Annotated in this window: 17 protein-coding genes; 12 read left to right on the forward strand and 5 right to left on the reverse strand. The window is 63.4% G+C overall.

Annotated features, from left to right (window positions below):
- The first annotated feature begins 298 nt into the window (after nt 1–298).
- The 4 genes from rimP to infB all read left to right on the forward strand — a co-directional run bounded on the left by rimP (nt 299) and on the right by infB (nt 6,277).
- On the forward strand, nt 299–1,063 hold the full coding sequence (rimP, locus tag ACZIRK_RS07445) for a ribosome maturation factor RimP (RefSeq protein ID WP_130227497.1): 765 nt from the start codon (nt 299–301) through the stop codon (nt 1,061–1,063).
- 2 nt (nt 1,064–1,065) lie between these two features.
- On the forward strand, nt 1,066–2,676 hold the full coding sequence (gene nusA, locus ACZIRK_RS07450; protein WP_130227498.1) for a transcription termination factor NusA: 1,611 nt from the start codon (nt 1,066–1,068) through the stop codon (nt 2,674–2,676).
- Nucleotides 2,677–2,691: 15 nt separating this feature from the next.
- On the forward strand, nt 2,692–3,378 hold the full coding sequence (locus ACZIRK_RS07455) for an RNA-binding protein (RefSeq protein WP_463327117.1): 687 nt from the start codon (nt 2,692–2,694) through the stop codon (nt 3,376–3,378).
- Nucleotides 3,379–3,538: 160 nt separating this feature from the next.
- Complete coding sequence (gene infB, locus ACZIRK_RS07460; protein WP_130227499.1) at nt 3,539–6,277, forward strand: translation initiation factor IF-2; 2,739 nt, start codon at nt 3,539–3,541, stop codon at nt 6,275–6,277.
- A gap of 138 nt (nt 6,278–6,415) precedes the next feature.
- Here infB and ACZIRK_RS07465 read toward each other — a convergent pair whose 3' ends face one another.
- On the reverse strand, nt 6,416–6,589 hold the full coding sequence (locus ACZIRK_RS07465) for a hypothetical protein (protein WP_245474841.1): 174 nt from the start codon (nt 6,587–6,589) through the stop codon (nt 6,416–6,418).
- On the opposite strand from ACZIRK_RS07465, the gene rbfA reads away from it, so the two are divergent.
- The 6 genes from rbfA to ACZIRK_RS07495 all read left to right on the forward strand — a co-directional run bounded on the left by rbfA (nt 6,512) and on the right by ACZIRK_RS07495 (nt 12,598).
- The gene (gene rbfA, locus ACZIRK_RS07470; protein ID WP_245474839.1) at nt 6,512–6,874 is read left to right on the forward strand and encodes a 30S ribosome-binding factor RbfA; all 363 of its coding nucleotides are present in this window, start codon (nt 6,512–6,514) and stop codon (nt 6,872–6,874) included. The two genes, ACZIRK_RS07465 and rbfA, sit on opposite strands and share 78 nt — an antisense overlap.
- 1 nt (nt 6,875) lies before the next feature.
- A complete protein-coding gene (truB, locus tag ACZIRK_RS07475) occupies nt 6,876–7,985 on the forward strand; it encodes a tRNA pseudouridine(55) synthase TruB (RefSeq protein WP_130227501.1) in 1,110 nt (369 codons plus the stop codon).
- 2 nt (nt 7,986–7,987) lie between these two features.
- Entirely contained in the window at nt 7,988–8,257 is a 270-nt protein-coding gene (rpsO, locus tag ACZIRK_RS07480; protein WP_028168438.1) for a 30S ribosomal protein S15, read from the forward strand.
- 380 nt (nt 8,258–8,637) lie between these two features.
- Entirely contained in the window at nt 8,638–10,794 is a 2,157-nt protein-coding gene (pnp, locus tag ACZIRK_RS07485; RefSeq protein ID WP_130227502.1) for a polyribonucleotide nucleotidyltransferase, read from the forward strand.
- A gap of 197 nt (nt 10,795–10,991) precedes the next feature.
- Complete coding sequence (locus ACZIRK_RS07490) at nt 10,992–11,726, forward strand: superoxide dismutase (RefSeq protein ID WP_130227503.1); 735 nt, start codon at nt 10,992–10,994, stop codon at nt 11,724–11,726.
- Nucleotides 11,727–12,001: 275 nt separating this feature from the next.
- On the forward strand, nt 12,002–12,598 hold the full coding sequence (locus ACZIRK_RS07495; protein ID WP_130227505.1) for a glutathione S-transferase family protein: 597 nt from the start codon (nt 12,002–12,004) through the stop codon (nt 12,596–12,598).
- Between the two features lie 96 nt (nt 12,599–12,694).
- Here the strand turns inward: ACZIRK_RS07495 and fabI are convergent, their stop codons facing one another.
- The 3 genes from fabI to fabA all read right to left on the reverse strand — a co-directional run bounded on the left by fabI (nt 12,695) and on the right by fabA (nt 15,425).
- The gene (gene fabI / locus ACZIRK_RS07500) at nt 12,695–13,495 is read right to left on the reverse strand and encodes an enoyl-ACP reductase FabI (protein ID WP_130227508.1); all 801 of its coding nucleotides are present in this window, start codon (nt 13,493–13,495) and stop codon (nt 12,695–12,697) included.
- A 141-nt stretch (nt 13,496–13,636) separates the two neighbouring features.
- Nucleotides 13,637–14,860, reverse strand: coding sequence for a beta-ketoacyl-ACP synthase I (gene fabB / locus ACZIRK_RS07505; protein ID WP_130227506.1), 1,224 nt, complete (start codon nt 14,858–14,860; stop codon nt 13,637–13,639).
- 43 nt (nt 14,861–14,903) lie between these two features.
- A complete protein-coding gene (gene fabA, locus ACZIRK_RS07510; RefSeq protein WP_027580962.1) occupies nt 14,904–15,425 on the reverse strand; it encodes a 3-hydroxyacyl-[acyl-carrier-protein] dehydratase FabA in 522 nt (173 codons plus the stop codon).
- Nucleotides 15,426–15,745: 320 nt separating this feature from the next.
- Between fabA and irrA the strand changes: the two genes are divergently transcribed.
- On the forward strand, nt 15,746–16,234 hold the full coding sequence (irrA, locus tag ACZIRK_RS07515; protein ID WP_028167278.1) for an iron response transcriptional regulator IrrA: 489 nt from the start codon (nt 15,746–15,748) through the stop codon (nt 16,232–16,234).
- A 181-nt stretch (nt 16,235–16,415) separates the two neighbouring features.
- On the opposite strand, the gene ACZIRK_RS07520 is transcribed toward irrA, so the two are convergent.
- Complete coding sequence (locus tag ACZIRK_RS07520) at nt 16,416–16,943, reverse strand: SH3 domain-containing protein (RefSeq protein ID WP_028167279.1); 528 nt, start codon at nt 16,941–16,943, stop codon at nt 16,416–16,418.
- 329 nt (nt 16,944–17,272) lie between these two features.
- On the opposite strand from ACZIRK_RS07520, the gene ACZIRK_RS07525 reads away from it, so the two are divergent.
- Nucleotides 17,273–18,274, forward strand: coding sequence for a 2-hydroxyacid dehydrogenase (locus ACZIRK_RS07525; protein WP_130227507.1), 1,002 nt, complete (start codon nt 17,273–17,275; stop codon nt 18,272–18,274).
- The last annotated feature ends 202 nt before the right edge of the window (nt 18,275–18,476 follow it).

The raw sequence follows: 18,476 nt of genomic DNA on the forward strand, positions 1-18,476 counted from the left end.
GGAAAAGCGCTATATCGGCAGCGACTTAAAGTTCTCATACGATCCGTATTGAGGGTGGGCCCTTCCGGACCCGCTCTTTTTTATTACCCGAACGAACCCGGCTGAGCCTGGTCCGCTTTGGGTAGCGCAACCAGAGCATGAACCCGAACGGCGGAAGCCTGTTGTCCGCAAGGATCATGCTCAAACACGAGAGATAAGATCATGGCCCGATCAGCGTGATCGTATCATGATCGGACACCGGTCTAGGGCCGGCTAACCAACAAGACCGACAGCTCAAGACGTATCTTTGACCCTCGATATGACCGATCCAACCGCTGGTTCCGTCAATGCCGAATTGCTCGCCGAGCCGCGGCTCGTGGTCGAGCCCGGCGCCGCGGCGCGCGTGTCGGCAGTTGCCACCCCGGTCCTGCAGGGACTGGGCTACCGCCTGGTGCGCATCAAGATCACCGGCGATGCCGGCTGCACCGTCCAGATCATGGCGGAACGGCCGGACGGCTCGATGCAGATCGAGGATTGCGAGGCGATCTCGCGGGCGCTGTCACCGGTGCTCGACATCGCCGATCCCATCGACCGGGCCTATCGGCTGGAGATCTCGTCGCCGGGCATCGACCGCCCCCTGGTGCGGCGGTCGGATTTCGAGCGCTATGCCGGCCACCTCGTCAAGATCGAGATGGCGGTGGCGCATCAGGGCCGCAAGCGGTTCCGCGGCACCCTGAATGGTGTCGAGGGCAACGCGGTGCGCCTACATCGGGATGACACACGCGAGGGCGAAGATGCACAGACCTTGCTGGTGATGGAAGACATCGCCGAAGCAAGGCTGGTGCTGACCGACGAGCTGATCGCCGAATCGATGCGGCGCGGCAAGGCTCAAGAGCGCGAGCTGCGCCGCGAATTGGGGCTGGTCCCGCCACAACCCTCGCATGCGAAAAAAAGCGGTCCGAGCAAGAGCCATAAGCCGAAACAAGGGACCGGCAAGAAGCCGGCTCCGAAGAACGCCAAACAACACCGCCTCGCCGCCGAACGGCTGCGCCGGGGCGAGACCGAGCCTGACGAAGGAGACTAGCCATGGCAGTCAGCGCCAATCGACTTGAACTGCTGCAGATCGCCGACGCCGTCGCGCGCGAAAAATCGATCGACCGCGGCATCGTGATTGCCGCGATGGAGGACGCCATCGCGAAAGCGGCGCGCGCCAGGTACGGCAGCGAGACCGACGTCCACGCGGAGATCGACCCCAAGAAGGGCGAACTCCGCCTGTCGCGCCACATGCTCGTGGTCGACGTGGTCGAGAATGCTTCCAACCAGATCTCGCTCGCCGACGCCCAGCGCGCCAATCCCGGCGCCCGTGTCGGCGACACCATCGCCGACACGCTGCCGCCGCTCGAATACGGCCGCATCGCTGCGCAGTCGGCCAAGCAGGTGATCGTGCAGAAGGTGCGCGAGGCCGAGCGCGACCGGCAATACCAGGAATTCAAGGACCGCATCGGCGACATCGTCAACGGCGTCGTCAAGCGCGTCGAATATGGCAGCGTGATCGTCGACCTCGGCCGTGGCGAGGCCATCATCCGCCGCGACGAGATGCTGCCGCGCGAAGTGTTCCGCAACGGCGACCGCGTCCGCGCCTATATCTTCGACGTCCGCCGCGAGACGAGGGGCCCGCAGATCTTCCTATCGCGCACCCATCCGCAATTCATGGCGAAGCTGTTCGCGCAGGAAGTGCCCGAGATCTATGACGGCATCGTCGAGATCAAGGCAGTGGCCCGCGATCCCGGCTCGCGCGCCAAGATCGGCGTGATCTCGCGCGATTCGTCGGTCGATCCGGTCGGCGCCTGCGTCGGTATGCGCGGTTCGCGCGTGCAGGCCGTGGTCAACGAATTGCAGGGCGAGAAGATCGACATCATCCCGTGGTCGCCCGACATCGCGACCTTCGTCGTCAACGCGCTGGCGCCCGCCGAAGTCGCCAAGGTTGTGATCGACGAGGACCGCGAGCGCATCGAGGTCGTGGTGCCCGACACCAACAACCAGCTTTCGCTGGCGATCGGCCGCCGCGGCCAGAACGTCCGCCTCGCCTCGCAGCTCACCGGCTGGGATATCGACATCCTGACCGAGCAGGAAGAGTCCGAGCGTCGTCAGGCCGACTTCGAGAATTCGACCCGCGTCTTCATGGAGGCGCTCAATGTCGACGAAGTCGTCGGCCAGCTCCTGGCGTCGGAAGGCTTCACCTCGGTCGAGGAACTGGCGCTGGTGGACGTGAAGGAACTCGCCGGCATCGAAGGCTTCGACGAGGAAACCGCGACGGAACTGCAGAACCGCGCCAAGGAATATCTGGAGCAGCTCGAGGCCGAGCTGGAAGCCAAGCGCAAGGAACTCGGCGTCGAGGATGCCATGAAGACGGTCCCCGGCATCACCGCGAAGATGCTGGTCAAGCTCGGCGAGAACGACGTCAAGACCGTCGAGGATCTCGCCGGCTGCGCTACCGACGATCTGGTCGGCTGGACCGAGCGCAAGGACGGTGGCGAACAGACCAAGCATGCCGGGTTCCTCGACGGGATCGATATCTCCCGCGAGGACGCCGAGGCGATGATCATGCAGGCCCGCGTAAAGGCCGGCTGGATCACCGAGGCCGACCTCGCCAAGCAGAATGCCGAGGCGGAAGCCGCCGAAGAACCGACGGCGTAAGGAGATGGCCCGCGCATGCTCGCAATGGCTGACCCCGATCTGGATCATGGGCCGCGGACCGAAAAGTCCGCGACCATGCGGATGTGCGCGGTCAGCCGCGAGGTGCGTCCGATCGACGAGCTGATCCGCTTCGTCGTCGCCCCCACCGGCGAGGTGATCGCCGATGTGAAACGCAAGCTGCCGGGGCGTGGCCTCTGGCTTTCGGCCTCGCGCCGCACGGTTGCGGAAGCGGTCCGGCGTCACCAGTTTAGCCGGGGATTCAAGCGCGACGTCCGCGTCGTGGCGACTCTGCCCGATGATACCGAAGCGCTGCTGGTTCGCAGCAGCCTCGAGGCGCTGGCGATGGCCGCCAAGGCCGGCCAGGTCGTTTCCGGCTTCGGCAAGGTCGAGGACGCGTTGTCGCAGCGGGAAAGACCCCTAAGTCTGATCCATGCTTCCGATGCGGCCCCCGACGGCGTCCGCAAATTGGACGCGATCCTGCGGCAAAGGGGCCGAAAAGATGAAGATTCGCCGAAAATATCTGTCGTCACCGCGCTGACATCGGCAGAATTGGATTTGGCACTGGGCCGGTCAAATGTGATACATGCTGCCCTGCTCGCGGGCCCGGCGAGCAAGACGTTCCTGTCGCGCTGCCAGCTTCTGGTCCGATACCGGATGGCCGACGACGACAAGACCGCCGATGCGGCCAGAAATTCTAGCTAGAGCATGATCGGGAAAAGGGGAAACCAGTTTTCCGAAAAGATCATGTTCAAACAACAAGATGGAGCGGGATGACGGTCCGAGGACAGTCATTTCGGTCTTTTGGAACTGCGACGATAACGCGTGCGAAAAGGCACAACGCTAACGAGATTAGGACTGCTGAATGGTTGATACCAAAACCCCTGGCGACAAGACTTTGAGTGTCCCGAGCAAGACCTTGACGCTGAAGCCACGCGTCGAGACGGGCACCGTGCGCCAGAGCTTCAGCCATGGCCGCAGCAAGCAGGTTGTGGTCGAAAAGCGCGGCAAGCGCCGCGTCGGTGGTGACGGCCCCGGAACGGAGCCGCATGCGCCCGAGCCTGTCGTGGCCAAGCCCGCGCCGACGCCGGCCAGGCCACCGTCCGGCCGCTCCGGCGGGTCCCCATCGCAGCGCAACGCCGGCGGATCGGGCGTGGTGCTGCGCAGCCTGACCGAGGACGAACGCTCGGCCCGCGCCAGCGCACTCGCCGACGCCCGGCAGCGTGAGGTCGAAGAGCGCCAGCAGGCCGAAGAGGAAGCCAAGCGCCGCGCCAGCCGCGAAATCGCCGAGCGCGCCGAGCGCGAAGCCGCCGAAGCCCGCCGGCTGGCCGAAGAGGAACGTCATCGCCAGGAAGAGGAAGCCAAGCGTAAGGCCGAGATCGAGGCCAAGCGGCGCTTTGGCGAGGGCGAAGCGAAGCCCGCCGCGGCAGCCAAGCCAGCGGCCGCAGCAGCCCCTGCGCCGGCGGCTCCGGCCCGTACCCCATCGACCCCGGGCCGCACATCTGCGGCCCCGGGACGCACGTCAGCGACCCCTGGACGCACGTCAGCGACCCCGGCACGTACACCAGCGTCGGCTCCAGCGGCGAAGGCGCCGGGCGTCGCCGCAGAGCCCGATGAAGACGAGGGTCCGCGGCAGGTTCGCCGTGGCCCGGGTGGTGCCATGCGCCCCGTGGCCGCCCCGAAGACCACCCACAAGCCGGGTCCGCAGAAGGAGCGTGGCCGCCTGACGGTTGTCACCGCGCTCAACGCCGACGACGTGCGCGAACGCTCGATCGCGTCCTTCCGCCGCCGCACCCAGCGCCTCAAGGGCATCAGCGCGAACGAGCCGAAGGAAAAGCTGATCCGCGAAGTCACGATCCCGGAAGTCATCACCATCCAGGAACTCGCCAACCGCATGTCCGAGCGCGCGGTCGACGTCATCCGCATGCTGATGAAGCAGGGCGCGATGCACAAGATCACCGACGTGATCGATGCCGACACCGCGCAACTGATCGCGGAAGAACTGGGTCACACGGTCAAGCGCGTGGCTGCGTCCGACGTCGAGGAAGGCCTGTTCGACGTCGTCGACGATTCCACCGATACCGAGCCGCGTTCGCCCGTCGTCACGGTCATGGGCCATGTCGACCACGGCAAGACCTCGCTGCTCGACGCGCTTCGTCACGCCAACGTGGTCTCCGGCGAAGCCGGCGGCATCACCCAGCATATCGGCGCCTACCAAGTGTTGTCGCCCGAAAGCGGCACGAAGATCACCTTCATCGACACGCCCGGTCACGCCGCGTTCACCGCGATGCGCGCGCGCGGCGCCAAGGTCACCGATATCGTGGTGCTGGTGGTCGCGGCCGATGACGGCGTGATGCCGCAGACGGTCGAAGCGATCAATCACGCCAAGGCCGCCAGGGTTCCGATCATCGTCGCGATCAACAAGATCGACAAGCCGGACGCGCGGCCCGAGCGCGTGCGCACGGAATTGTTGCAGCATGAGGTGCAGGTCGAATCGCTCGGCGGCGAAGTCGTCGATGTCGAGGTCTCCGCCAAGAACGGGACCAACCTCGACCGGCTGCTCGAAATGATCGCGCTGCAGGCCGAAATCCTCGACCTCAAGACCAACTCGCAGCGTCCGGCCGAAGGCACCGTGATCGAGGCCAAGCTCGACCGCGGCCGTGGTCCGGTAGCGACCGTGCTGGTGCAACGCGGCACGCTCATGGTCGGCGACATCATCGTCGCCGGCGCCGAGATGGGCCGCGTCCGTGCGCTGATCTCGGACCAGGGCGAGAATCTCGACGAAGCCGGTCCGTCCGTGCCGGTCGAGGTGCTCGGCTTCAACGGTCCGCCGGAAGCCGGCGATCGGCTTGCGGTGGTGGAGAACGAAGCCCGCGCCCGCCAGATCACGAGCTACCGTGCGCACCAGAAGCGCGAGAACGCCGCCGCCTCGATCTCGGGCATGCGCGGCTCGCTCGAGCAGATGATGTCGCAACTCAAGACCGCGGGCCGCAAGGAATTCCCGCTGATCGTGAAGGCCGACGTGCAGGGCTCGCTGGAAGCGATCCTGGGCTCGCTGGAAAAGCTCGGCACCGAGGAAGTCGCCGCCCGCATCCTGCATGCCGGCGTCGGCGGCATCTCGGAATCCGACGTCACGCTGGCGGAAGGCTTCAACGCCGCGATCATCGGCTTCTCGGTACGCGCCAACAAGGAGGCGGCCGCCGCCGCCAAGCGCAACGGCATCGAGATCCGCTACTACAACATCATCTACGATCTCGTGGATGACATCAAAAAGGCGATGTCCGGCCTGCTCGCGCCGACCCTGCGCGAGACCATGCTCGGCAACGCCCAGATCCTGGAGGTGTTCAACATCTCCAAGGTCGGCAAGGTCGCCGGCTGCCGCGTCACCGACGGAACGGTCGAACGCGGTGCCAATGTCCGCCTGATCCGCGACAACGTCGTCGTGCATGAAGGCAAGCTGTCGACGCTGAAGCGCTTCAAGGACGAAGTGAAGGAAGTCGTCGCCGGCCAGGAATGCGGCATGGCGTTCGAGAACTACGGCGACATGCGTGTCGGCGACGTGATCGAATGCTACCGTATCGAAACGATCCAGCGCTCTCTGTAAGTCCAAGTCTTACGAAGCGCGGGAATTTCGAGCTGAACCGTCATGCCCCGCCACCGGGTCTCGCCTTCGGCGAGCCCGATGACAGGCTCCGGCCGGGGCATCCAGTATTGCAATTGGTGCTAGGCACAAAATACTGGATCACCCGCTTTCGCGGGTGATGGCGACAATTTGGGATTTTAGATAATGCCCCGTCATCAGAAGAAGAGTTCCGCCGCCGGCGGCTCGCAACGTCAATTGCGCGTCGGCGAGACCGTGCGCCATGCGGTTGCCGAGATTCTCTCGCAGGGTGATGTCCACGATCCGGATCTTCAAGGCCACATCATCACCGTTCCCGAGGTGCGAATGTCGCCGGACCTGAAGCTCGCGACCATTTATGTAATGCCGCTCGGCGGACGCGACACCGAGACCGTGATTGCTGCGCTCGACCGCAACAAGAAATTTCTCCGCGGCGAGATCGCGCACCGCGTTAACCTGAAATTTGCACCTGACATCCGCTTCCGCGTCGACGAACGATTCGACGAAGCGGAACGTATCGAGAAATTACTGAGAACACCTGCGGTGCAACGCGATCTTGCACCCGATTCGGACGACGAGTGAGATGACCGTGACGACCGCAAACCCCGTGATCGAATCGCAAGACGTCGATTCGCATGCGGATGAAGAAAAAATTTCGGCGCCTGCGCGCGGCAACGAGACGCGTCGCGTCAACAACGATCCGCGCCAGAAGCAGAAGCAGCAGGGCAACCAGCCGCGGCGCGACAAGCGCGACGTCCATGGCTGGGTCGTGCTCGACAAGCCGATCGGCATGACGTCGACGCACGCCGTCGCGGTGCTGAAGCGCCTGTTCCAGGCCAAGCGCGCCGGACACGCCGGCACGCTCGATCCGCTCGCCTCGGGTGGGCTGCCGATTGCGCTCGGTGAAGCCACCAAGACGGTTCCCTTCGTCATGGAGGGCCGCAAGCGCTATCGCTTCACGGTGGCCTGGGGCGAGGAACGCGACACCGACGACATCGAGGGCCGCGTGGTCGAGACCAGCGAACTTCGCCCCTCGGCCGAATCAATCCAGGAATTGCTGCCGCGCTTCACCGGCGTGATCGAGCAGGTCCCCCCGCAATATTCCGCGATCAAGGTCCAGGGCGAGCGGGCCTATGATTTGGCACGGGACGGCGAGAAGGTCGAATTGCAGCCCCGGCCGGTCGAGATCCACGAATTAACCCTGGTGGAACACGGAGATAGCGGCCAGTCCGTGTTCGAGGCCGAATGCGGCAAGGGAACCTATGTTCGTGCTTTGGCCCGGGACATGGGGCGGATTCTCAGCTGTTTCGGCCATATCTGCGCGCTCAGGCGGACCGTTGTCGGTCCGTTTACCGAAAGCGACATGATTCCGCTGGAAGAATTGGAGGCTTTGTGCAATAGAGCCGCGTCTGGCGAGGGCAGCCTCGCCGACGCGCTTTTGCCCGTTGAGACCGCGCTGGACGACATCCCGGCACTGGCCGTCACACGGGCGGATGCGGCAAGGCTCCATCGGGGCCAAGCCGTTTTGTTGCGCGGACGGGATGCGCCCAATAGTAGCGGCACAGTCTATGTCACGGTGGCAGGCCGGCTTCTCGCGCTTGCCGAGATTGGCAATGGCGAAATCATCCCCAAGCGCGTGTTCAACCTGACCGGACTGACTGCCAGTTCGGCTCGCAACCATGGAAGTATTTGACGATGTCGATTACCGCCGAACGTAAAGCGGAAGTCATCAAGACGAATGCCCTCAAAGCCGGCGACACCGGCTCGCCCGAGGTTCAGGTCGCGATCCTGTCGGAACGCATCAGCAACCTTACCGAGCACTTCAAGACCCACGGGAAGGACAACCATTCACGCCGCGGCCTATTGAAGCTCGTGTCGACGCGACGCTCTCTCCTCGACTACATCAAGAAAAAGGACGAGGCGCGTTACAAGGCATTGCTAGAAAAGCATAACATTCGTCGTTGATTTCAAGACTACGCGCGCAAGATTAGCGCGCGTTTTCGCATGATCTTCCGAGAGACCGGAGTTTCAACCGTTCGGAGACGATCATGCGCAAGAGCATGAACGTGACGACCGCATGTCGCACACACTCATGCTCAAGCCTCGAGCATGACCCGGTTTTCCGGAAAGACCATGCTCAAACCTAAAGTGCCCAGCAGCAATCCGGCCGCCGGGCGGGGCAAGATGCCCGTATGAACGAAAGGATGGACACCATCCGGAACTTGAGAACCATGGCAGGATCGCCGGATACTGATCACGACTTGCGATCAGTGTCTCGCCATCTTGCGCATGGTTTTTGCGTTTTGGGGGCCCGCTCTTTCGTGAAACCATGAAAGAAGACCAAAATGTTTACGACCCATTCCGTGGAGATCGACTGGGGCGGACGTCCGCTCAAGCTTGAAACCGGAAAGATCGCCCGGCAGGCCGATGGCGCCGTTATGGCGACCTATGGCGAGACCGTGGTGCTTGCCACCGTCGTCGCCGCCAAGACGCCCCGCGAAGGCGTCGACTTCCTGCCGCTGACGGTCGACTACCAGGAGAAGGCCTATGCCGCGGGCCGCATCCCCGGCGGCTACTTCAAGCGCGAGGGCCGGCCGACTGAGAAGGAGACGCTGGTCTCCCGCCTGATCGACCGCCCGATCCGCCCGCTGTTCGTCGACGGCTGGCGCAACGAGACGCAGGTGATCATCACCACCCTGTCGCATGACATGGAGAACGATCCGGACATTCTGGCGATGGTTGCCGCTTCCGCGGCGCTGACGCTGTCCGGTGTGCCGTTCAAGGGCCCGATTGGCGCGGCCCGCGTCGGCTTCGCCAACGACGAATATGTGCTGAACCCGACGCTGGACGAGATGAACGAGACCCAGCTCGATCTCGTCGTCGCCGGTACCGCGGACGCCGTGCTGATGGTGGAATCGGAAGCCAAGGAGCTGAACGAAGACGTCATGCTCGGCGCCGTGATGTTCGGCCACCGCCACTTCCAGCCGGTCATCAACGCGATCATCGAGCTCGCCGAGAAGGCCGCGAAGGAGCCGCGCGAGATCACCCCGATCGACAATTCGGCGATCGAAAAAGATATGCTCGGCCTGATCGAGCAGGAGTTGCGCACCGCTTACGCTATACCGATCAAGCAGGAGCGCTATGCCGCGGTCGGTGCCGCCAAGGAAAAGGTGATGGCGCACTTCTTCCCGGAAGGGCAGGAGCCGAAATATGACAAGCTGCGCGTCGCCGACGTGTTCAAGGAGCTCGAAGCGAAGATCGTCCGCTGGAACATCCTCGACACCGGCAAGCGCATCGACGGCCGCGATGTCAAAACCGTGCGCAATATCGTCGCCGAAGTCGGCGTGCTGCCGCGCGCCCACGGTTCGGCGCTGTTCACCCGCGGCGAGACCCAGGCGATGGTCGTGACCACGCTCGGCACCGGCGAGGATGAGCAGTACATCGACGCGCTGTCCGGAACGTACAAGGAGACGTTCCTGCTGCACTACAACTTCCCACCCTACTCGGTCGGCGAGACCGGCCGCCTCGGCGGCACCAAGCGTCGCGAGATCGGCCACGGCAAGCTCGCCTGGCGCGCGATCCATCCCGTGCTGCCACCGCACCACGAATTCCCCTACACGGTGCGCGTGGTGTCTGAAATCACAGAGTCCAACGGCTCGTCGTCGATGGCCTCGGTCTGCGGTGCTTCGCTGGCGCTGATGGATGCCGGCGTGCCGCTGAAGCGGCCGACCGCCGGTATCGCGATGGGCCTGATCCTCGAAGATCAGCGCTTCGCGGTGCTCTCGGACATCCTCGGCGACGAGGATCATCTCGGCGACATGGATTTCAAGGTCGCCGGCACCGACCAGGGCATCACCTCGCTGCAGATGGATATCAAGATCGAGGGCATCACCGAGGAGATCATGCGCGTCGCGCTTGGCCAGGCCAAGGAAGGACGCATTCACATCCTCGGCGAGATGTCCAAGGCACTGACCGCGGCGCGCGCCGAGCTCGGCGAATACGCACCGCGCATCGAGACCTTCAAGATCCCGACGGACAAGATCCGCGAAGTGATCGGCACCGGCGGCAAGGTGATCCGCGAGATCGTCGAGAAGACCGGCGCCAAGATCAACATCGAGGACGACGGCACCGTGAAGGTCGCCTCCAATGACGGCGAGGCGATGAAGGCCGCGATCAAGTGGATCAAGTCGATCACCTCCGAGCCGGAGATCGGCCAGATCTACGAGGGCACCGTAGTCAAGGTGATGGAGTTCGGCGCCTTCGTGAACTTCTTCGGCGCCAAGGACGGCCTCGTCCATATCAGCCAGCTCGCGGCCAACCGCGTGCAGAAGACCTCCGACGTCGTCAAGGAAGGCGACAAGGTCAAGGTCAAGCTGCTCGGCTTCGACGACCGCGGCAAGACGCGGTTGTCGATGAAGGCGGTCGACCAGGAGACCGGCGAGGATCTGGAGGCCAAGCAGAAGACCGACGCGCCAGCGACGCGCGAGGCGGCAGGCGAGTGAACGCTTCTACACAATGGAATTGCTAAAAAAGGGCGGCCTTGACGGCCGCCCTAAGTTTATGTGGGGCTTTGCAAATCAACCGTGGCTGATGGCCATGTGCGGTTTGGCCGCGATTTCGTGATCAACCTTTGTCGGAACCGCTTCACGTCCTGCGCCTACAATAAGACACCATGCTTTCCTTAAGCCCGGAGGTCACGATGTCATTCCTGTCCCGCCGCCGCCTGATGATGGCCGCAACCGGCCTCGTCGCCGCAGCCGCTTCGCCGCAAATGGCGTTCGCGCAAGGCTCGGCCCAGCCGCCTGCCGGTCCGTTCAAGGTGGATCCGCTGCCCTATCCCGCCAATGCGCTGGAGCCGCATATCGATGCGCTGACGATGCAGATCCATCATGACAAGCATCACCAGGCCTATGTGAACAACGTCAACGCGATCGCCAAAGATCATCCGCAGATCGCCGAAAAGCCCGTCGCGGATGTGCTCGCCAATCTGAACAACGTGCCCGAGGCGGTCCGCACCGGCGTCCGCAACAATCTCGGCGGCCACGCCAACCACACCATGTTCTGGCAGATCATGGGACCGAATGGCGGCAAGCCGGAAGGCGAGGTGCTCGCCGCGATCGACCGCGATCTCGGCGGAATGGAGAAACTACGGACCGACTTCAACGCGGCCGGCGGACGCGTGTTCGGTTCGGGCTGGGTGTTCGTCACCGTGACCAAGGACGGCAAGCTCGCACTCGAGACCCGGCCGAACCAGGACAGCCCGCTGATGGACGGCAAACGCACACTGTTCGGCAACGACGTCTGGGAGCACGCTTACTATCTGCATTACCAGAATCGCCGCCCTGACTATCTGCAGGCCTGGTGGAACACGGTGAACTGGAAGGCGATCGGCGACCGCTACGCGGCCGCAAAGGCAGGCACGCTCGGCGTGTAGTCCACGCGCGACAGAGCAGTCTCACGCGGGCGGGGGCGCGATATCGTCTCCGGCCGCTTCGCTGCACCGCCGAACTTCATGAGCAAGCTTCCCTTCACGGCGCCCCAGAGCTTCGGTTCTGATTGAATCAGAACCGAAGCTCTGGACTCTTGTTTTGACGCATTTTCTTCACGCGAACCGGCGCCCACTTCGCTCGAAAAGCTCTAGAATTGGCCGTTGCCAATGCAAGCGTTCGGAGCGATGAACGCGTCTTCGCCCGTGAAAGGTTCAGCCCCATGATCCAGCTCTATTGGTCGCCTCGTTCGCGCTCGTTCACCTGCCTGTGGCTGATGGAAGAAACCGGACTGCCGTATAAGCGCGTGCTGACCGACATCTCGACCGGCGCGCAGAAGGCGCCGGAGTTCCTGAAGGTCAATCCGATGGGCAAGGTGCCGGCCTTGAAGGACGGCGACGTCGCGCTCGGCGAAGCTGCCGCGATCTGCGCCTATATTGCGGATCGTTATCCGGAGAAGAAGCTCGCGCCGGCGCTGAACGATCCGAAGCGCGGGCGATATCTGCAGTACCTGTTCTTCGCGCCGAGCTGCATCGAGCCGGCGCTGATCCAGATCTTCACCAAGCTCGAGGTGCCCGCCAGCACCGCCGCATGGGGCACCGCGACACAGGTGTTCGACGTGCTCGACACCGAGCTGCAGAAGGGACCGTGGATTCTCGGCGAGGATTTTTCCGCCGCCGATATCGTGGTCGGCTCTGGCCTGAACTATGCGGTGCGGCTGTTCAAGATGGTGCCGTCGCGGCCGTCCTTCGAGGCCTATATCGATCGTTGCACCGCGCGTCCGGCATTCCAGCGCGCGGAGAAGATTGCCGCGGGTTAGCTCTTGTAGGGTGGGCAAAGCGCAGCGTGCCCACCATTCACGATCGGTGCAAGAGAAGGTGGGCACGCTTCGCTTTGCCCACCCTACGATTTCGAGCTACTCCGCCTTCAGGTCTTCCGGCCGCGGCATCGAGATCACGTTGTAGCCGGAATCGACGTAATGGATTTCGCCGGTGACACCGCCGGAGAGATCGGACAGCAGATAGAGCGCAGAACCGCCGAGCTCATCAAGCGTCACGCCGCGGCCGAGCGGCGAATGCTTCTGCTGGAACGCGAACATCGCACGCGCATCGCCGATGCCCGAGCCGGCGAGCGTGCGCACCGGACCCGCTGAAATCGCGTTGATGCGGATGGCGCGGGAGCCGAAATCGGCGGCGAGATAGCGCACCGAGGCTTCCAGCGCCGCCTTCGCGACCCCCATCACGTTGTAATTGGGCATCACGCGCATCGAGCCGCCGAAGGTCAGCGTAATCATGGCGCCGCCGCTTTCCGGCATCAGCTCGGCTGCGCGCTTGGCCAGTTCGGTGAAGGAGAAGCAGGAGATCAGCATGGTGCGCGAGAAGTTCTCGCGCGTGGTGTCCGCATAGCGGCCCTTCAGCTCGTTCTTGTCGGAGAAGGCGACGGCATGGACGAGGAAATCGAGCTGACCCCATTTCTCGCGCAAGGCTGCGAACACCGCATCGACGCTGGCGAGATCCTCGACATCGCAGGGCAGCACCGTGTCGACGCCGAGCGACTGCGCCAGCGGCTTGACGCGCTTGCCGAGCGCCTCGCCCTGATAGGTGAAGGCGAGCTCGGCGCCCTGCGCATGGAGCGTCCTGGCAATGCCCCAGGCGATCGAATGATCATTGGCGACGCCCATGATCAGTCCGCGCTTGCCTTTCATCAGGTCCTGCATCGTACTCACCACTCTCTTTCTTCGTCATGCCCGGGCTTGTCCCGGGAATCCACGCGCTTTCGGCGCCTATGGCAAAGACGTGGATGGCCGGGACGAAGCCCGGCCATGACGGTGAATCAGCCAGTCAACTGGCTAACAATCTCACGCATCCAGCCGCTTGAACACCAGCGTCGCGTTGGTGCCGCCGAAGCCGAACGAATTCGACAACACGGTGCCGAGCTTCGCATTGTCGATGCGCTTGCGCACGATCGGCATGTCGGCGAACACAGGGTCGAGCTCGGTGATATGCGCGCTCTCGCAGATGAAGCCGTTGTTCATCATCAGAAGCGAATAGATCGCCTCCTGCACGCCGGTGGCGCCGAGCGAATGGCCGGTCAGCGCCTTGGTCGCTGAGATTGGCGGGCATTTCTCGCCGGTGCCGAACACCTTGCGGATCGCCTCGATCTCCGGCGGATCGCCGGCAGGCGTCGAGGTCGCGTGCGGATTGATGTAATCGATCGGAGTATTCACCGTCGACAGCGCCATGCGCATGCAGCGCTCGGCACCTTCGCCCGAGGGCGCCACCATGTCGTAGCCGTCGGAGGTCGCGCCATAGCCGACGATCTCGGCATAGATGCGTGCACCGCGCGCCTTGGCGTGCTCCAGCTCTTCCAGCACCACGACGCCGGCGCCGCCGGCGATGACGAAACCGTCGCGGTTGATGTCGTAGGGGCGAGAGGCGGTGGCCGGCGTATCGTTATATTTCGACGACATCGCGCCCATGGCGTCGAACAGCACCGACAGCGTCCAGTCGAGTTCCTCGCAGCCGCCGGCGAAGATCACGTCCTGCTTGCCCATCTGGATGATCTCGGAGGCATTGCCGATGCAGTGGTTAGACGTCGCGCAGGCCGAGGAGATCGAATAGTTCACGCCCTTGATCTTGAACCAGGTCGCAAGCGTTGCGGAAGCGGTCGACGACATGCCCTTGGGAACCGCGAACGGACCGACCCGCTTGGGGCCCTTGGTGCGCGCGATGTCGGCGGCCTCGACGAGGGTCCGCGTCGACGGCCCGCCCGAACCCATGATGATTCCGGTGCGCTCGTTGGAGACTTCGTCCGCCTCGAGCCCGGCATCGCGGATCGCCTGCTCCATCGCCACGTGATTCCATGCCGCACCGTCGGCCAGAAACCGCATCGCGCGGCGATCGATCACCTCAGCCGGCTTGAGCGTCGGCGCGCCTTGCACCTGCGAACGGAAGCCGAGCTCGGCGTATTTCTCCGCTCGGGAAATCCCGGACTTCGCCTCGTGAAGGCTCGCAAGCACTTCCTGGGTGTTGTTTCCGATGGACGAGACAATGCCCATCCCGGTGATGACAACCCGCCTCATGATCGCCTCGCCCTGCCGTTAGTTTTCTGTGCGATGGTTTCGGTCACGCCGGGGCCGTGCCCTGCTTGAACAGCCCAACCTTCAAATCCTTCGCGCGATAAATAATCTCGCCATCCATGGAAAGCCAGCCATCGGCAATGCCGAGCACCAGCCTCGAGCGCATCACGCGCTTAATATCTACGTTGTACACAACCTTGCGCACATTCGGCAGAACTTGGCCGCCGAACTTCAGCTCGCCAAGACCGAGCGCCCGCCCGCGTCCTTCGCCGCCGATCCAGCCGAGGTAAAAGCCGACCATCTGCCACATCGCATCCAGGCCGAGACAGCCGGGCATGACGGGATCGTTCTTGAAGTGGCAGCCGAAGAACCAGAGATCCGGTTTCACATCGAGCTCGGCGCGCACCAGTCCCTTGCCGAACTCGCCACCGGTCTCGGAGATCTCGCTGATGCGGTCGAACATCAGCATCGGCGGCAACGGCAACTGGGCATTACCGGGACCGAACATCTCGCCCCTGCCGCACGCCAGCAAATCCTCGTACTCATAACCGCTGCGCCGTTCCAGCATCCTCTTTCCACTCTCCTCAATGTCCCGGTGAAGCGCTCTCGAACGAACCGGACCGTTTCCCCGGCGGGACAAGATTCCCCGCAACGCGGCGCTACCTTGGGTGCGAACGGCGTCTCTACCGAATTCGCATATGTGGTCCGCGCGCTCTGTAACATAGGCATGAAGGCGCGGCAAAGTGTCGGAATGGGTTAAATTGCTGCATCCCCAGAGGGTTCCGGTCGGGCCGACTTCGCCGGCCCCAGTTGCGAGAAACTTGCATCTGAAGGATTTCCTTCTTATAGTCTTTGGAATATTGCCCGAGTTAGGTGTCTAGAGTGCATATGAGCGACGAAGTTCCGCATGTGAGCGATGACGCTAGTCAGATCGCCCGCGGCCCCGGTCATCAGCCGGCGCTGACCGGTTGCCCATGGCATGACGTCAATGAAATGCTGCAGGCGGCAGGCCTTCGGCCGACCCGTCAGCGCATGGCGCTGGGCTGGCTCCTGTTCGGCAAGGGTGCCCGCCATCTGACCGCAGAAATGCTTTACGAGGAGGCGACGCTCGCGAAGGTTCCGGTGTCGCTGGCCACCGTCTACAACACGCTGAACCAGCTCACCGATGCGGGCCTGCTGCGCCAGGTCAGCGTCGACGGCACCAAGACCTATTTCGACACCAACGTCACCGCGCATCACCATTTCTACCTCGAGAACAACCACGAGCTGGTCGACATTCCCGACCCGCATCTGGTGCTCTCCAAGATGCCGGATATCCCTGAAGGCTACGAGATCGCGCGCATCGATATGGTCGTGCGGCTGCGCAAGAGGCGCTGAGCGCCACGTAGCTGTCGTCCCGGGCTTGATCCGGGACCCATAACCGCGAATTTTCGTTGTTTGAGAGCGGCGTCTTCCGGCAGCGCGTTATTGCGAGATCACGCGGTATGGGTCCCGGCTCGCGCGGAGCCCGTCATCGTTCGCGCGACCCGTTGGCTTGGCCGGGACGACACCGTAAAATTCAGTCCACCTTCTCGTCGGCGTAGACGCCCCACAGGCGCTGCTGCTCGATCCAGCCGTCGAAGCCGTTGCCGGTGACGCGGCACCAGCTATTGGCGCATTTCCTCACCTGCGCGATGACGCCGGCCTGCAGCCGCGCAGCGACCGCGCTCGTCGCATCCGGACGATCGTAGAGCGACGCCAGGTCGTCCTTGTGCTTCATCGTGACGACCGCAGTGCGGCGGCCCGACAGCAGCGAATGATAGACCCAGCCTTCGGCGCCTTCGGAATCGCGCACCCGGCGCCAGTTCTCGAACTCGGCGGTGATTTCGACCGGCAGGCCGGAACGGGTATAGACCCAAGCGACGTCATTGTCCTTGGTCGGGCCGGCGCGGACGTTCACATGATCGGACTTGAGGCTGACGTAACGGGGTATCGGCAGGCCGCTGGTGGTCGGACTTGCATCCTTGGCCGAATGTCCTGGAGATACCGAGGTGCCGAGCATGCACCCAACCAGCATCGCCAACCAACTCAACCGCCCCAACGCCATCAACTCGTCTCCTACTGAGAACGCCAACTCAAGTTCTGCGAGTTGAACCGGTGAACGCCCAGAACCCCAGACCCTTGCGCCGCGCGTCGATGCCCCAGCCCGTCTTGCCGAGGGGTTCTTGTGTTGGCCCGGTCTTCTGCTAGAGAGGACGGAACGTTGAGAACCAGAACGCCCGACTTTTCCTTGGAAACCCGAGGCAATCATCGGGGAACCTAGGGAAACGTGAAGGAAACGCCGGGACCGCGCAGCAACCGCAGTTTCGAACAACCGGGTTAATGAGGCCTGAACGGCGAAGCCTTTGACGGGCCGAAGCCTCATGAGAGCAGAACATGTCGGTTAAGAAGAAGCCTCTCGTCGTCGTCACCCGCAAGCTGCCGGATTCGATCGAGACCCGGATGCGCGAATTATTCGACGCAAGGCTCAATCTCGACGACACCCCGATGACGTCGGAGCAGATCGCGGAAGCCGTGCGCACCGCTGACGTGCTTGTGCCGACCGTCACCGACCTGATCCGCGAGGACGTTCTCAACCAGGGTGAATCCAAGCTGCGGCTGATCGCCAATTTCGGCAACGGCGTCGACAATATCGACGTCACGGCGGCGCACGCGCGCGGCATCACCGTGACCAACACGCCGAAGGTGCTGACCGAAGATACCGCCGACATGACCATGGCGCTGATCCTGGCGGTGCCGAGACGGATGATCGAGGGCGCCTCGATCCTGACCGAAGGCAAGCACTGGCCGGGCTGGTCGCCGACCTGGATGCTCGGCCATCGCATCGGCGGAAAACGGCTCGGCATCATCGGCATGGGCCGCATCGGCCAGGCGGTCGCGCGCCGCGCCCGCGCCTTTGGCCTGCAGATCCATTATCACAACCGCCGCCCGGTGGCGCCGCGCATCGCCGACGAGCTTGGCGCCACCTATTGGGAAAGCCTCGACCAGATGCTGGCGCGGATGGACATCCTCTCGGTGAACTGTCCGCATACGCCTGCGACCTTCCACCTGCTTTCCGCGCGGCGGCTGAAGCTGATCCGCAAGGAGGCCTATATCGTCAACACCGCGCGCGGCGAGGTGATCGACGAGGACGCGCTGGTCAAGCTGATCGAAGCCGGAGAGATCGGCGGCGCCGGCCTCGACGTCTATGAGCACGAGCCTGCGGTCAATCCGAAGCTGGTGCGGCTCGCCAAGGCGGGCAAGGTGACGCTGCTGCCGCATATGGGCTCGGCCACCATCGAGGGCCGCGTCGAGATGGGCGAGAAGGTAATCATCAACATCCGCACCTTCCTCGACAACCACAAGCCGCCGGATCGCGTGCTGCCGAGCATGTTGTAGCCACCACCTCGGTGTCGTACCCGCGAAGCGGACTTGTAGCCCGGATGGAGCGCAGCGTAATCCGGGATAAGTCTCTGGAGTGCCCCCCAAAAGTGAGACACGGGAAATTAGGGACAGTTCTCTAACGGAGAACGTATGCCCAACAAATCTCCCCGTGTTTTCAGCCGAGAGTTCAAGCTCGAAGCGGTCCGCCGCATTCTGG

The sequence above is a fragment of the Bradyrhizobium sp. Leo114 genome, from assembly GCF_055229415.2.